The 14669-nt window shown below is 67.3% G+C and carries 13 protein-coding genes; 8 read left to right on the top strand and 5 right to left on the bottom strand.

All coding sequences use genetic code 11. The features are described 5' to 3' along the window. Positions 1-5 precede the first annotated feature (5 nt). The 4 genes from QZM15_RS32445 to QZM15_RS32430 form a co-directional block, all read right to left on the bottom strand. Positions 6-1157 carry a DegT/DnrJ/EryC1/StrS aminotransferase family protein gene (locus QZM15_RS32445; protein WP_059585271.1) on the bottom strand — a complete coding sequence of 384 codons (1152 nt, stop codon included), beginning with the start codon at positions 1155-1157 and terminating at the stop codon, positions 6-8. Positions 1158-1287: 130 nt separating this feature from the next. Next, the gene (locus QZM15_RS32440; RefSeq protein WP_059585272.1) at positions 1288-1659 is read right to left on the bottom strand and encodes an EamA family transporter; all 372 of its coding nucleotides are present in this window, start codon (positions 1657-1659) and stop codon (positions 1288-1290) included. Positions 1660-1672: 13 nt separating this feature from the next. Further along, a complete protein-coding gene (locus QZM15_RS32435; protein WP_089464829.1) occupies positions 1673-3349 on the bottom strand; it encodes a glycosyltransferase family 39 protein in 1677 nt (558 codons plus the stop codon). A 124-nt stretch (positions 3350-3473) separates the two neighbouring features. Next, on the bottom strand, positions 3474-3848 hold the full coding sequence (locus tag QZM15_RS32430; RefSeq protein WP_059645648.1) for an Mth938-like domain-containing protein: 375 nt from the start codon (positions 3846-3848) through the stop codon (positions 3474-3476). Positions 3849-4163: 315 nt separating this feature from the next. On the opposite strand from QZM15_RS32430, the gene QZM15_RS32425 reads away from it, so the two are divergent. The 6 genes from QZM15_RS32425 (at position 4164) to QZM15_RS32400 (ending at position 10496) form a co-directional block, all read left to right on the top strand. Then, complete coding sequence (locus QZM15_RS32425; protein ID WP_059585275.1) at positions 4164-5402, top strand: pyridoxal phosphate-dependent aminotransferase; 1239 nt, start codon at positions 4164-4166, stop codon at positions 5400-5402. Between the two features lie 52 nt (positions 5403-5454). Further along, entirely contained in the window at positions 5455-6783 is a 1329-nt protein-coding gene (locus tag QZM15_RS32420) for a homoserine dehydrogenase (RefSeq protein ID WP_302107940.1), read from the top strand. Between the two features lie 14 nt (positions 6784-6797). After that, entirely contained in the window at positions 6798-8249 is a 1452-nt protein-coding gene (gene thrC, locus QZM15_RS32415; protein ID WP_302107939.1) for a threonine synthase, read from the top strand. A gap of 234 nt (positions 8250-8483) precedes the next feature. Beyond that, positions 8484-9731 carry a gephyrin-like molybdotransferase Glp gene (glp, locus tag QZM15_RS32410; RefSeq protein ID WP_059585278.1) on the top strand — a complete coding sequence of 416 codons (1248 nt, stop codon included), beginning with the start codon at positions 8484-8486 and terminating at the stop codon, positions 9729-9731. Between the two features lie 19 nt (positions 9732-9750). After that, a complete protein-coding gene (moaD, locus tag QZM15_RS32405) occupies positions 9751-10008 on the top strand; it encodes a molybdopterin converting factor subunit 1 (RefSeq protein WP_059585279.1) in 258 nt (85 codons plus the stop codon). Between the two features lie 11 nt (positions 10009-10019). Further along, positions 10020-10496 carry a molybdenum cofactor biosynthesis protein MoaE gene (locus QZM15_RS32400; RefSeq protein ID WP_060316491.1) on the top strand — a complete coding sequence of 159 codons (477 nt, stop codon included), beginning with the start codon at positions 10020-10022 and terminating at the stop codon, positions 10494-10496. A gap of 62 nt (positions 10497-10558) precedes the next feature. Here the strand turns inward: QZM15_RS32400 and QZM15_RS32395 are convergent, their stop codons facing one another. Next, positions 10559-11119 (bottom strand): group III truncated hemoglobin, encoded by a 561-nt coding sequence (locus QZM15_RS32395; RefSeq protein WP_302107938.1) that lies wholly within the window; start codon positions 11117-11119, stop codon positions 10559-10561. A gap of 252 nt (positions 11120-11371) precedes the next feature. On the opposite strand from QZM15_RS32395, the gene QZM15_RS32390 reads away from it, so the two are divergent. Further along, positions 11372-11890 (top strand): Rrf2 family transcriptional regulator, encoded by a 519-nt coding sequence (locus tag QZM15_RS32390; protein ID WP_302107937.1) that lies wholly within the window; start codon positions 11372-11374, stop codon positions 11888-11890. 158 nt (positions 11891-12048) lie between these two features. Continuing rightward, positions 12049-14646 (top strand): ATP-dependent chaperone ClpB, encoded by a 2598-nt coding sequence (clpB, locus tag QZM15_RS32385; protein WP_059585283.1) that lies wholly within the window; start codon positions 12049-12051, stop codon positions 14644-14646. Positions 14647-14669 lie beyond the last annotated feature (23 nt).

Raw genomic sequence — 14669 nt, 5'->3', positions numbered from 1 at the left:
TACGCTTATTTTCCGTATTGTTCGCAAATCTGATTGACGGCGTCGACCACGCGACGCACGTCGCCTTCCGTCATCTGCGTAAACAGCGGCAGCGTGACGGTCGACGCGCCGTACCGTTCGGCGTGGGGGAACATGCCCTCCTTGAAACCGCGCGCACGGTACAGCGTGAAAAGATGGATCGCCGGGTAGTGGATGCCGGTGCCGATGCCGCGTTCCTTCATCTGCGCCATGAATTCGGCGCGCGTGATCGTCAGCCGCTCGAGCGGCAGCGTGACGAGGAACATGTGCCAGTTGCCGTTCTCGAATTCGGCGACCGGCAGGCCGAGGCCGAGCTTCACGGCCGCGCCGCCGTCGAACGCGGCGAAATACGCGCGGGCGAGCGCGCGGCGCTGCGCGGTGAAGCGCTCGAGGTGCGGCAACTGGCCGAGGCCGACGCGCGCGGCGACGTCGGTCAGGTTGTACTTGCCGCCGAGCACGTCGCAGTCCATCCCGTCGAAGCCGGTGCGCGTGATGCCCTGCAGCCGGTACTTCTGCGCGAGCACGGCTTCGTCCTCGTCGTTCAGCACGAGCGCGCCGCCTTCGATCGTCGTCAGGTTCTTGTTCGCGTGGAAGCTGAACGACACGAGGTCGCCGAACGCGCCGATGCGCTTGCCGTTCCACGTCGAGCCGAATGCCTGCGCGGCATCCTCGATCACGCGTAGCTTGTGCGCGCGGGCGATCGCGTACAGGCGGTCCATGTCGACCGGCAGGCCGGACAGGAACACGGGGACGATCGCCTTCGTGCGCGGCGTGATCGCCTGCTCGAGCTTGTCGAGATCGATGTTGCGCGTGACGGGATCGATGTCCGCGAATACGGGCGTCGCGCCCGTTTCGATGATCACGTTGCTGGTCGAGACCCACGACGCCGGCGTCGTGATCACCTCGTCGCCGGGGCCGACGCCCGCGATGCGCAGGCCGATCTCGAGCGTGCAGGTACCCGAATTGAACGCGCGGACCGGGCGGCCGCCGCAGTACTCCGACAGCGCGGCTTCGAATTTCTGGCACTGCGGGCCGGTCGTGATCCAGCCCGAGCGCAGCACGTCGACGACGCCCTGGATGGTTTCCTCGTCGATCTCGGGGCGGGTGAACGGCAGAAACGGAGCGGTAGTCTGGCTCATGAACGCGTTGGGCCTGTAATGGCGTGTAATAAAAGGGTCGGGCGATCCGTCCGAAACCGGCATTAAACACCGGTTGGCCGATTCGTACCGTGATTTTTTGTAGGCGGACGCTTAACGCCGCGCGCCGTGCTCAGCTGCGCGCGAGCACGAGCACGCCGATCAGGATGATGCCGATGCCGACGAGCCGCTGCATCGACAGGACTTCGCCGAACAGGTACCACGCCGCGAACGCATTGACGACGTAGCCGAGCGACAGCATCGGGTACGCGATCGACACGTCGACGCGCGACAGCCCGACGATCCATACGACGACGCTCAGCACGTAGCAGCCGAGGCCGCCGATGATCGGCAATTGGGTCGCGATCTTGAATCCGACCGGAATGATGTTCGCACGGCTGAATTCGAAGTGTCCAACGGCGTTGACGCCGGCTTTCAGCAAAAGTTGCGCACAGGCGTTGAGCATCACGCCGGTGACGATGCAGACGAACGAAACGGGATTCATGCGGGGGACGTCCTTACGATTGCGGTTTCTCGACGATCACGCGGCGGTTGTCGCGCGCGATCACGCGCATCGGCACGCCTTCCTTGACCAGCGCGTCGTACTGGCCGGGCGGCATGATCGCGAGCGCATGGGTGTCCTGCTTCCAGCGCGTGATCCATTCGCCGACGGTCGGGATCCACTTGTTCGGCTCGACCGAGATGCCGAACGCGAGTTCGTCCTGGCGCTGGACCATGATCGTCGTGTGGCCCACGTAGAACGGGAACGTGTGGTCGAGCATTTCGATCGAGTAGAACGGCGTGTCGGGCGGCAGCTTCGCCAGCTCGGCGCGCACGGCCGGCGCGAGCAGCGCGCCCGAGCTGTAGCGGCCGAACTCGTCGTGCCCGGTGCCGCCGATCGTGCCGAACGCGAGCCACGCGGCGCCGAACGCGGCGAGCGCGGCGGCCGCGCCCGCCCGGCGGTTCAGCCACGCGGCCGCGAGCGTCAGCGCGGCCGAGACCGCGAGGCCGGCGTACAGCCACATCTGGAACGCGCGGTACAGCGCGTTCGGCGTGCGGGCGTCGCCCTGGTACGCGAGGAAGATGATCCCGAACGCCGCGGCGACGAAGAACACGAGATAGCCGAGCAGGTGGCGGCGGAAGCGCTCGGCCGTCATCAGCGGCAGGTACGCGCCGATGATCAGCGCGAGCGCCGGCGCGACCGGCAGCACGTACGAGATCAGTTTCGAATGCGACGCGCTGAAGAACAGGAAGATGAACGCGCTCCAGATCAGCAGCACGAGCATCGGCGAGAAGCCGTTCGGCTGGCGCGGCATGCGCAGCGCATGGCGGATGCTCTGCCACGCGACCGACAGCCACGGCAGGAAGCCGACCAGCAGCACGGGCACGAAGTAGTACAGCGGGCCCGGGCGGTTCTGTTCCGGGGTCAGATACCGGCGGAACTGCTGGACGACGAAGAAGAAGTTGAAGAACTCGGGGTTGCGCTGCTGGACGAGCACGAACCACGGCGTGACGATCGCGAAGAAGATCACGAGGCCGCTGACGAGGTACAGGCGCTTCCACAGCGCCCAGTCGCGCGCGACCAGCGTATACAGCACGAGCACGGCGCCCGGCAGGATCAGGCCGACGAGGCCCTTCGACAGCACCGCCAACGCCATCGCGGCCCAGCACGCCCACATCCAGCCGCGTACCGCGGCCGGGCGCAGCCCCGGCCGCTGCGCGAGCAGCAGCGAGCAGAGCGACAGCGCCATCCAGAACGCGAGCCCCATGTCGAGCGCGTTGAAGTGGCCCATCAGGTTCCAGTACGGGGAGCTGGCCAGCACGACGGCCGCGAGCAAGCCCGACAGCGGGTTGAACAGGCGCGCGCCGGTGTAGCCGACGAGCAGCACGCCGGCGAAGCTCGCGACGGCGGTATAGAGGCGCGCCTGCCATTCGCCGATGCCGAACCACGCGAAGGTGAGCGCGTTCAGCCAGGTCTGCAGCGGCGGCTTCTCGAAGTACTTGTAGCCGTTGTAGCGCGGCGTGATCCAGTCGCCGGTGACGAACATCTCGCGCGCCATCTCCGCGTAGCGGCCTTCGTCGCTCGGGATCAGGTGGCGCAGCCCGAGCGGCGCGAACCAGACGATCGCGAGCGCGACGACGAGGAGGACGAGCGTGATGCGATTGAGCGGTAGCCTCGACGGCGTATCGTTCATGGGTTTTCAGCCTGTTGGTTGTTGTGACGGGCCGCCGGCGCGGTGCGCCGGGGGCGGGCGGCCTGGCCGGGGGCGATCCGGGGATCGACCCGCTGCGCCGGCCCGTGTTTTACCGCATCGGGGATTAACGTTCAATCAAGAGCGCGGCGGCGACTTTGCGGCCCTCGGCCATCAGGATGTTGTAGGTGCGGCAGGCGGCCTGGAAATCCATCGTCTCGACGCCGATCCGTTTCGCGGTGAGCGCCGCGACGAGCCGCGGGTGCGGAAAGCGCAGCCGCGCGCCGCTGCCGAAGATCACGAGTTCGGGCGTGGGGTCGAGCAGCATCGCGAAATGCTCGGGCGCGAGCGCGTCGAACGACGCCACGGGCCAGGCCTGGACCGGCGCGCCGGGCAGGACGATGACGCTCGTTTCGTGGCGTTCGAGATTGACGTCGACATAATCGGGGCCGTAGCCGGTGACGGTGTTGAGCGCGCCGCTCGTGTCCTGGTGCAGTTTCAAATCGGTATTCCGCGGTTCCGTAGGGGAATGGATTGGCAGGGCCGTGGGGCCCGGCGGGCCGGTTTCGCGCGCTCCGGCACGCGCGGACGCCCGACGGCGCGGGCCCGGCGCGGCTATGGTGCATTGCGAAAGTCGGCCAAAATCCGCTAAATTATAACTTTTTGGTCGCCCCCGGGCGCCACTTGCGTCGTGCGTCGCCACAAGCCGCGTCCGGCCGCCGCTTTTTCCCAGCCTAGACAGCGCGCACAGACCGGCCGCTTTCCAGTTTTGATCCCGTCCCCCCGGCCGCAAGGCCAACCCAGGAACCGTGTCGTCGTGAAACCGATTCAGAAGTCGAACAAGCTGCTCAACGTCTGCTACGACATCCGTGGCCCGGTGCTCGAGCACGCCAAGCGCCTCGAGGAAGAAGGCCACCGCATCATCAAGCTGAACATCGGCAACCTCGCGCCGTTCGGTTTCGACGCGCCGGACGAAATCATCCAGGACATGATCCGCAACCTGCCGGCGTCGTCCGGCTATTCGGATTCGAAGGGCGTGTTCTCGGCGCGCAAGGCCGTGATGCACTACACGCAGGAAAAGGGCGTCGTCGGCGTCGGCCTCGACGACATCTACATCGGCAACGGCGCGTCCGAGCTGATCGTGATGGCGACCCAGGCGCTCCTGAACGACGGCGACGAAGTGTTGCTGCCCGCGCCCGACTACCCGCTGTGGACGGCGGCCGTGAGCCTGTCGGGCGGCACGCCCGTGCACTACGTGTGCGACGAGCAGAACGCGTGGATGCCCGACCTCGACGACATCCGCGGCAAGATCACGCCGAACACGAAGGCGATCGTCGTGATCAACCCGAACAATCCGACCGGCGCGCTTTATTCCGACGAATTGCTGCTCGAGCTGCTCGAGATCGCGCGCCAGCACGGGCTGATCGTGTTCGCCGACGAGGTTTACGACAAGATCGTCTACGACGGTCTCGAGCACACCGCGCTGGGTGCGCTGTCGGAGGACGTGATCACCGTCACGTTCAACAGCCTGTCGAAGAGCTATCGGTCGTGCGGCTATCGCGCGGGCTGGATGGCCGTGTCGGGCCTCGGCGGCGACAATCGCCGGCGCGCGAAGGATTACCTGGAAGGGCTCGGCATCCTGTCGTCGATGCGCCTGTGCGCGAACGTGCCCGGCCAGTTCGCGATCCAGACGGCGCTCGGCGGCTACCAGAGCATCAACGAGCTGATCGTGCCGAACGGGCGCCTGTACAAGCAGCGCGAACTCGCGTATGACATGCTGACGTCGATCCCGGGCGTGACCTGCGTGAAACCGCAGGCCGCGCTGTACATGTTCCCGCGCCTCGACCCGAAGCTCTACCCGATCCAGAACGACCAGCAGTTCATTCTCGACCTGTTGCTCGAGGAACGCGTGCTGCTGGTACAGGGCACGGGGTTCAACTGGGCGACGCCGGACCACTTCCGCGTGGTCTTCCTGCCGAACCTCGACGATCTGGCCGATTCGATCAACCGGATCGCGCGCTTTCTCGACGGCTACCGCAAGCGCCATTCGGTCTGAGCGGGCAGCGCCACACGGACTCATTACTTCTTACTCATCGATCACACGCAGCATGGAACCGATCAAAGTTGGCCTGTTGGGCTTCGGCACCGTCGGCACCGGCACCTTCACGGTGCTGCGCCGCAACCAGGAAGAAATCAAGCGACGCGCGGGGCGCGGCATCGAGGTGGCGCGCATTGCCGTGCGCAACCCGGCCAAGGCGCAGGCCGCGCTCGGCGGTGACGCCGCGGCCGCGCAGATCACCGACGACTTCAACGCGGTCGTCGACGATCCGTCGATCGCGATCGTCGCCGAGATGATCGGCGGCACCGGCATCGCGCGCGAGCTCGTGCTGCGCGCGATCGCGAACGGCAAGCACGTCGTCACGGCGAACAAGGCGCTGCTCGCGGTGCACGGCACCGAGATCTTCGAAGCCGCGCGCGAGAAGGGCGTGATGGTCGCGTTCGAGGCGGCCGTGGCCGGCGGCATCCCGATCATCAAGGCGCTGCGCGAAGGCCTGACCGCGAACCGCATCCAGTACATCGCGGGCATCATCAACGGCACGACGAACTACATCCTGTCGGAAATGCGCGACCGCGGCCTCGATTTCGCGACCGCGCTGAAGGCCGCGCAGGAACTCGGCTACGCGGAAGCCGATCCGACCTTCGACATCGAAGGCGTCGACGCCGCGCACAAGGCGACGATCATGAGCGCGATCGCGTTCGGCGTGCCGGTGCAGTTCGACCGCGCGTACGTCGAGGGCATCAGCAAGCTCGACGCGACCGACATCCGCTACGCGGAAGAGCTCGGCTACCGGATCAAGCTGCTCGGCATCGCGCGCCGCGCCGCAAACGGCATCGAGCTGCGCGTGCACCCGACGCTGATCCCGGAAAAGCGCCTGCTCGCGAACGTCGAGGGCGCGATGAACGCGGTCGTCGTGCACGGCGATGCGGTCGGCACGACGCTGTACTACGGCAAGGGCGCGGGCGCGGAGCCGACCGCATCGGCCGTCGTCGCGGATCTCGTCGACGTCACGCGCCTGCACACGGCCGACCCCGAGCACCGCGTGCCGCACCTCGCGTTCCAGCCGGACAGCCTGTCGAACACGCCGATCCTGCCGATCGAGGAAGTGACGAGCGGCTACTACCTGCGCCTGCGCGTCGCCGACCAGACCGGCGTGCTGGCCGCCATCACGCGCATCCTCGCCGAGTCGGGCATCTCGATCGACGCGCTGCTGCAGAAGGAATCGGAGCAGATCGACGGCGCGAACGGCGAGACCGACATCATCCTGATCACGCACGAGACGGTCGAGAAGAACGTCAACGCGGCGATCGCGCAGATCGAGAGCCTCGCGACGGTGGTCTCGAAGGTAACGAAGCTGCGCATGGAAGCGCTGAACTGAGGACCAGGAACGACATGAACTACATCTCCACGCGCGGCGCCGGCATCGGCGAGCGCCATACGTTCTCCGACATCCTGCTCGGCGGGCTCGCGAAGGACGGCGGGCTCTACCTGCCGGCCGAGTATCCGAAGGTGTCCGCCGACGAGCTCGCGCGCTGGCGCACGCTGTCGTACGCGGATCTCGCGTTCGCGATCCTGTCGAAGTTCTGCGACGACGTGCCGGCCGACGACCTGCGCGCGATCACGCGCCGCACGTACACGGCCGCCGTGTACAGCAACACGCGCCATGGCGAGAACGCGTCCGACATCACGCCGCTGAAGGCGCTCGGCACCGAGAACGGCGCGGCGCTGTCGCTGCTCGAACTGTCGAACGGCCCGACGCTCGCGTTCAAGGACATGGCGATGCAGCTGCTCGGCAACCTGTTCGAGTACACGCTCGCGAAGCACGGCGAAACGCTGAACATCCTCGGCGCGACGTCGGGCGACACCGGCAGCGCGGCCGAGTATGCGATGCGCGGCAAGGCCGGCGTGCGCGTGTTCATGCTGTCGCCGCACAAGAAGATGAGCGCGTTCCAGACGGCGCAGATGTTCAGCCTGCAGGACCCGAACATCTTCAACCTCGCGGTCGAAGGCGTGTTCGACGACTGCCAGGACATCGTGAAGGCCGTGTCGAACGATCACGCGTTCAAGGCGCGGCAGAAGATCGGCACCGTCAACTCGATCAACTGGGCACGCGTCGTCGCGCAGGTCGTGTACTACTTCAAGGGCTATTTCGCGGCGACGCAGTCCAACGACGAGCGCGTGTCGTTCACGGTGCCGTCGGGCAACTTCGGCAACGTCTGCGCGGGCCACATCGCGCGGATGATGGGGCTGCCGATCGCGAAGCTGGTGGTCGCGACCAACGAGAACGACGTGCTCGACGAGTTCTTCCGCACCGGCGCGTACCGCGTGCGCAGCGCCGAGAACACGTATCACACGAGCAGCCCGAGCATGGACATCTCGAAGGCGTCGAACTTCGAGCGCTTCGTGTTCGACCTGCTCGGCCGCGATCCGGCGCGCGTGATGCAACTGTTCCGCGACGTCGAGGAGAAGGGCGGCTTCGATCTCGCGGCGAGCGGCGATTTCGCGCGTGTGGCCGAATTCGGCTTCGTGTCCGGCCGCAGCAGCCACGCCGACCGCATCGCGACGATCCGCGACGTGTTCTCGCGCTACGACACGATGATCGATACGCATACGGCCGACGGCGTGAAGGTCGCGCGCGAGCATCTGGAGGCCGGCGTGCCGATGGTCGTGCTCGAGACGGCGCAGCCGATCAAGTTCGGCGAGACGATCCGCGAGGCGCTCGATCGCGAAGCCGAGCGTCCGGCCGCTTTCGACGGGCTCGAGGCGCTGCCGCAGCGCTTCGAGGTCGTGAAGGCCGACGCGCAGCAGGTGAAGGACTTCATCGCCGCCCATACGGGCGCATGACGCACGGCCGGGCCTGCGGGCCCGGTCGCGCGGGACGGCCGGAATGCCGATTCGTCGAACGGATCGGGGTTCCGGCCGTTTCGTTTGGCGCGCGGGCATCATACGCCGCGCGAAACAGGTGCCAGACCCGCGCGTTCGCGCCGATCACAGTTTTCGCATGCCCGCCATATCGCGCGTCCGCGTGGCGTCGTCGCTACAATGACGTATTGATTCCAACGATCCCCGATTCCATCGATGTCGAACCCGAATCCCGCGGCGCCGCGCGCGCCGATGCTGTCGACCGCCGAGGCGCTCGCCGCGCTGCTCGACGCCGCGAAGCCGCTGCCCGGCGCCGAAACCGTCGCCACGCTCGACGCGCTCGGCCGCGTGCTGGCGGCCGACGTCAGCTCGCCGCTCGACGTGCCGCCGATGCATACGAGCGCGATGGACGGCTATGCGGTGCGTGTCGCCGACCTGCTGCACGGCGACCGGCGCCTGCCGGTGTCGCAGCGCATTCCGGCCGGGCATCCGGCCGCGCCGCTCGCGGCCGGCACGGCCGCGCGGATTTTCACCGGCGCGACGGTGCCGCCGGGCGCCGATGCCGTCGTGATGCAGGAGCAGGCATCGGCCGACGGCGACGCGGTCGAGATCCTGCACACGCCGAAGGCCGGCGAATGGATCACCGCGCAGGGCGCGGACATCCGTCAGGGTTCGGTGATCCTGCCGGCCGGCACGCGGCTCACGCCACAGGCGCTGGGTCTCGCCGCGTCGGTCGGCTGCGCGCAACTGGCGGTCGCGCGGCGGATTCGCGTCGCGGTGTTCTTCACCGGCGACGAACTGACGATGCCCGGCGAGCCGCTGAAGCCCGGCGCGATCTACAACTCGAACCGCTTCACGTTGCGCGGGCTGCTCGAGCGGCTCGGCTGCCACGTGACCGACTACGGAATCGTGCCCGACTCGCTGGCCGCGACGCGCGACACGCTGCGCGAGGCCGCCCGCGATCACGACGTGATCCTGACGAGCGGCGGCGTGTCGGTCGGCGACGAGGATCACGTGAAGCCGGCCGTGGAGGCCGAAGGCCGGCTCGCGCTGTGGCAGATCGCGATGAAGCCCGGCAAGCCGCTCGCGTACGGCGCGGTGCGCCGCGGCGACGAGCGCGCCGACGCGCATTTCATCGGGCTGCCCGGCAACCCGGTCTCGAGCTTCGTCACGTTCCTGCTGTTCGTGCGGCCGTTCCTGCTGCGCCTGTCCGGCGTGCGCGACGTCGCGCCGCGCGCGTTGTCGCTGCGTGCCGATTTTTCGCAGAGCAAGGGCGACCGGCGCAACGAATTCCTGCGCGCGCGCGTCAATGCGGCCGGCGGCCTCGACCTGTTCCCGAACCAGAGCTCGGCCGTGCTCACGTCGACGGTCTGGGGCGACGGCCTGATCGACAATCCGCCGCAGCACGCGATCAGCGCAGGCGAGACCGTGCGTTTCATTCCGTTTTCCGAACTGCTGTCGTGACGCGGCGGCTCCCCGAACCATGAAGATTCAACTGAAATTTTTTGCAAGCGTGCGCGAAGCGCTGGGCGTGGCCGATGAAGAAGCCGACGTGCCGGACGGCGTGACGACCGTCGGCGACGTGCGCGCGTGGCTGCGCGCGCGCGGCGGCGCGTGGGCCGACACGCTCGCCGAAGGGCGCGCGTTGCGCATGGCGTGCAACCACGAGATGACCGACCCCGACACGCGGCTCACCGAAGGCTGCGAGGTCGCGTTCTTCCCGCCCGTCACGGGCGGTTGAGGGGGGAGGCGATGGCAACGGTACGAGTCCAGACCGACGATTTCGATCTGAATGCCGAAGTGGCGGCATTGCGGGCGCGCAACCCGAAGATCGGCGCGCTCGCGTGCTTCGTCGGCACGGTGCGCGACCTGAACGAAGGCGATACGGTCGCCGCGATGGAGCTCGAGCACTATCCCGGAATGACCGAGAAGGCGCTCGAAAAGATCGCGGCCGAGGCCGGCCGGCGCTGGCCGGGTGTCGACGTCGCGATCGTGCACCGCGTCGGCAGGCTGCTGCCGCTCGACCAGATCGTGATGGTCGCGACGGTCGCGTCGCACCGCGGCGACGCGTTCGCGTCGTGCGAGTTCGTGATGGATTATCTGAAGACCGAAGCGCCGTTCTGGAAGAAGGAAACGACGCCGGACGGCGAGCGCTGGGTCGATGCGCGCAGCACCGACGACGCCGCGCTCGCGCGCTGGGGTGTCGAGTCGGGCAACGCGCCGCGCTGAGCGCGGCACGCGGGCGATGCAGCGAAGTGCCGCGTGGGTGCCGTCGTCGCGTGTAAAGGGCGTTACGCGTCCGGGTCGACGCCGCGCCCGATGATCTTCGTCGGAAAAGGCTCGCCGCGGGCGCGCGACGGCGACGCGTGCGAATCGTCGCCCGCGTCGCGGCGGCGCGGCGCGATCGCGTCGAGCAGCGCCTGCTGCTCGGGCGGAATCCGGTAGTCCCAGCCGAACCGGCTCAACTGCAGGCTCTGCGCGATCCGCAGCGCGGGCTCCATGAAACGAACCGCCGCGGGCGGCGCGTAGCGCGCTTCGACGGTGTTCAGGAACAGCGACAGCCAGCGGCTGAAATGGGCCGGCTCGATCCCGTCGAGCGGCTGGTGCGCCTGCTGCACGTTGCCGCGATAGCCCTTGGTGCCGAGCACGAGGCTCGACCAGAACGTCACCATCTTCGGCAGATGGTCGTCCCAGCGGCCGGCCAGCTTCGCGTCGAATACGGGCCCCAGCAGCGGATCGGCGCGTACGCGGTCGTAGAACGCGTAGACGAGATCGCGGATGTTGTCTTCGGTCGGCTCGGCGTCGCGGGGGCGGGCCGGTACGGTATCGGGCGAGACGGGTTGGGCAGTCATGACGAAAAGGGCCGGTAGAGCGGGGCGGTGACGGCGCGACGGCGCCGGCGACGGGCAGGACGCCGGTCGGATTTTGACGCAAAATAGCGTCCAATAACCCCTGGAAAACGTGTAGATATCCCGCATCTTATTGCGCGCACGCGATCCCGGCAACCCGGGGCCGCGCCACGGCGCCGTCTATCGGCCCTGCACGCCTCGCGATCGGCCCGGTTCATCCGAGCGGGGCACGATCGACCTTTTCTGTATTCGCTCATGAGACTCACCGACTACACCGACTATTCGCTGCGCGTGATGCTGTATCTGGCCGTGCGCGGCGAGGGGCTCGCGACGATCCAGGAGATCTCGGACGCCTACGGCATCTCGAAGAACCATCTGATGAAAGTCGTCCAGCGGCTCGGCGAACTGGGCTGGGTCGACACCGTGCGTGGCCGCAACGGCGGGCTGCGGCTGTTCGCCGATTCGCTGCGGCTGACGGTCGGCCAGGTCGTGCGGGCGACCGAAAACGACTTCGCGCTGGTCGGCTGCTTTTCGCCCGACGGCAGCGAGCCGCGCGGCTGCGTGATCGAGCCGCAGTGCCGGCTGAAAAGCGTGCTGGCGGCCGCGCGCGATGCGTTCTTCGCGGAGCTCGATCGTCACACGCTCGGCGAGCTGGCCGTGCCCGCATCGCCGCTCGCGGCGTTGCTCGGCATTCGTCCGGTCGCGCTCGTGCGTGCCGCGCCGGTGCCGGACGAAGCGCCGGCAGTTGAACAGACGTCCTCCAGGGCCCCCTGATGCGCGGGGCGCCGCCCGCTGCCCGCTCGCGCCATCGCGCCGCCGGACCGTTTTCAGGTTATCCGGCAATTTTTGCGCTGAATCAACCCGAATTTCGCTTGAAAGCCGCATAACCATCCTCATCTTGGTGTTAATCGAAAATTGGAGGTCTCAACCAAATGAGAATCGACAAGCTCACCACCAAGTTCCAGGAAGCACTCGCGGACGCGCAAAGCCTCGCGGCAGGCCGCGACAATCAATACATCGAACCCGTTCACGTGCTCGCGGCGCTGGTCGCGCAGCACGACGGCTCGGCCCGCTCGCTGATGTCGCGCGCGGGCGTGCACGTGCAGGCGCTCCAGGGCGCGCTGAACGAAGCCATTTCGCGCCTGCCGCAAGTAACGGGCACGGGCGGCGACATCCAGATCGGCCGTGAGTTGGCCGGCCTGCTGAATCAGGCCGACAAGGAAGCGCAGAAGCTCAACGACACGTTCATCGCGAGCGAGATGTTCCTGCTCGCCGTGTCCGACGACAAGGGCGACGCCGGCAAGCTCGCGCGCCAGCACGGTCTCACGCGCAAGGCGCTCGAAGCCGCGATCGCCGCGGTGCGCGGCGGCTCGCAGGTGCACAGCCAGGACGCCGAAAGCCAGCGCGAGGCGCTGAAGAAATACACGGTCGACCTGACCGAGCGCGCCCGCGCGGGCAAGCTCGACCCGGTGATCGGCCGCGACGACGAAATTCGCCGCTCGATCCAGATCCTGCAGCGCCGCACGAAGAACAACCCGGTGCTGATCGGCGAACCGGGCGTCGGCAAGACCGCGATCGTCGAAGGGCTCGCGCAGCGGATCGTCAACGGCGAGGTGCCCGAGACGCTGAAGGGCAAGCGCGTGCTGTCGCTCGACATGGCCGCGCTGCTCGCCGGCGCGAAGTATCGCGGCGAGTTCGAGGAGCGCCTGAAGGCCGTGCTCAACGACATCGCGAAGGACGAAGGCCAGACGATCGTCTTCATCGACGAAATTCACACGATGGTCGGCGCGGGCAAGGCCGAAGGCGCGCTGGACGCGGGCAACATGCTGAAGCCGGCGCTGTCGCGCGGCGAGCTGCACTGCATCGGCGCGACCACGCTCGACGAATACCGCAAGTACATCGAGAAGGACGCCGCGCTCGAACGCCGCTTCCAGAAGGTGCTCGTCGACGAGCCGAGCGTCGAGGCGACGATCGCGATCCTGCGCGGGCTGCAGGAGAAGTACGAGCTGCACCACGGCGTCGACATCACCGACCCGGCGATCGTCGCCGCGGCCGAGCTGTCGCATCGCTACATCACCGACCGCTTCCTGCCCGACAAGGCGATCGACCTGATCGACGAAGCCGCCTCGAAGATCAAGATGGAAATCGATTCGAAGCCGGAAGAGATGGACAAGCTCGACCGTCGTCTGATCCAGCTGAAGATCGAGCGCGAAGCGGTGAAGAAGGAGCAGGACGAAGCGTCGCAGAAGCGCCTGCAACTGATCGAGGAAGAGATCGATCGCCTCGGCCGCGAATATGCGGACCTGGAAGAGATCTGGACCGCCGAGAAGGCCGCGGTGCAGGGCAGCGCGCAGCTCAAGGAAGAGATCGAGAAGGTGCGGGCGGACATCGCGCGGCTGCAGCGCGAAGGCAAGCTGGAGAAGGTCGCCGAACTGCAGTACGGCAAGCTGCCGCAACTCGAGGCGCAACTGAAGCAGGTCACGCAGGCCGAAGAGCAGGAGCAGCACAACCCGACGCGTCCGCGCCTGCTGCGCACGCAGGTCGGTGCGGAGGAAATCGCGGAAGTCGTGTCGCGTGCGACGGGCATCCCCGTGTCGCGGATGATGCAGGGCGAACGCGAGAAGCTGCTGCACATCGAGGAAAAGCTGCACGAGCGCGTGGTCGGCCAGGACGAGGCGATCAGCGCGGTGGCCGATGCGATCCGTCGGTCGCGCGCGGGGCTCGCCGATCCGAACCGTCCGTACGGCTCGTTCCTGTTCCTCGGCCCGACCGGTGTCGGCAAGACCGAGCTGTGCAAGGCGCTGGCGTCGTTCCTGTTCGATTCGGAAGAGCACCTGATCCGCATCGACATGAGCGAGTTCATGGAGAAGCACAGCGTCGCGCGGCTGATCGGCGCGCCGCCGGGCTACGTCGGCTACGAGGAAGGCGGCTACCTGACGGAAGCCGTGCGCCGCAAGCCGTACAGCGTGATCCTGCTCGACGAGATCGAGAAGGCGCATCCGGACGTGTTCAACGTGCTGCTGCAGGTGCTCGACGACGGCCGCATGACGGACGGGCAGGGGCGTACGGTCGACTTCAAGAACACGGTCATCGTGATGACGTCGAACCTCGGCTCGCAGGTGATCCAGGCGATGACGGGCTCGCCGCAGGACGAGATCAAGGACGCCGTGTGGCTCGAGGTGAAGCAGCATTTCCGCCCCGAGTTCCTGAACCGGATCGACGACGTCGTCGTGTTCCACGCGCTCGACCGCAGCAACATCGAGTCGATCGCGAAGATTCAGCTGGCGCGCCTGCATGACCGGCTCGCGAAGCTCGACATGGCGCTCGACGTGTCGCCGGCGGCGCTCGAACAGATCGCGAAGGTCGGCTACGATCCGGTGTTCGGTGCGCGGCCGCTGAAGCGCGCGATCCAGCAGGAGATCGAGAACCCGGTCGCGAAGCTGATCCTCGCGGGCCGCTTCGGTCCGAAGGACGTGATCCCGGTCGACGTGAACGACGGCCAGTTCGTGTTCGACCGCGTCGTTCACTGATCGTCCGCCATCGGCCGCGTGCC

It is taken from the genome of Burkholderia sp. AU44665, from assembly GCF_030504405.1.
GTDB lineage: Bacteria > Pseudomonadota > Gammaproteobacteria > Burkholderiales > Burkholderiaceae > Burkholderia > Burkholderia semiarida.
This window is presented reverse-complemented; position numbering and strand designations above follow the sequence as displayed.

What these genes read in the sequence shown, in the direction of transcription:
- QZM15_RS32445 (WP_059585271.1), bottom strand. Translation starts at nt 1,157, where the DNA reads ATGAGCCAGACTACCGCTCCGTTTCTGCCGTTCACCCGCCCCGAGATC.
- QZM15_RS32440 (WP_059585272.1), bottom strand. Translation starts at nt 1,659, where the DNA reads ATGAATCCCGTTTCGTTCGTCTGCATCGTCACCGGCGTGATGCTCAAC.
- QZM15_RS32435 (WP_089464829.1), bottom strand. Translation starts at nt 3,349, where the DNA reads ATGAACGATACGCCGTCGAGGCTACCGCTCAATCGCATCACGCTCGTC.
- QZM15_RS32420 (WP_302107940.1), top strand. Translation starts at nt 5,455, where the DNA reads ATGGAACCGATCAAAGTTGGCCTGTTGGGCTTCGGCACCGTCGGCACC.
- thrC (WP_302107939.1), top strand. Translation starts at nt 6,798, where the DNA reads ATGAACTACATCTCCACGCGCGGCGCCGGCATCGGCGAGCGCCATACG.
- glp (WP_059585278.1), top strand. Translation starts at nt 8,484, where the DNA reads ATGTCGAACCCGAATCCCGCGGCGCCGCGCGCGCCGATGCTGTCGACC.
- moaD (WP_059585279.1), top strand. Translation starts at nt 9,751, where the DNA reads ATGAAGATTCAACTGAAATTTTTTGCAAGCGTGCGCGAAGCGCTGGGC.
- QZM15_RS32400 (WP_060316491.1), top strand. Translation starts at nt 10,020, where the DNA reads ATGGCAACGGTACGAGTCCAGACCGACGATTTCGATCTGAATGCCGAA.
- QZM15_RS32395 (WP_302107938.1), bottom strand. Translation starts at nt 11,119, where the DNA reads ATGACTGCCCAACCCGTCTCGCCCGATACCGTACCGGCCCGCCCCCGC.
- QZM15_RS32390 (WP_302107937.1), top strand. Translation starts at nt 11,372, where the DNA reads ATGAGACTCACCGACTACACCGACTATTCGCTGCGCGTGATGCTGTAT.
- clpB (WP_059585283.1), top strand. Translation starts at nt 12,049, where the DNA reads ATGAGAATCGACAAGCTCACCACCAAGTTCCAGGAAGCACTCGCGGAC.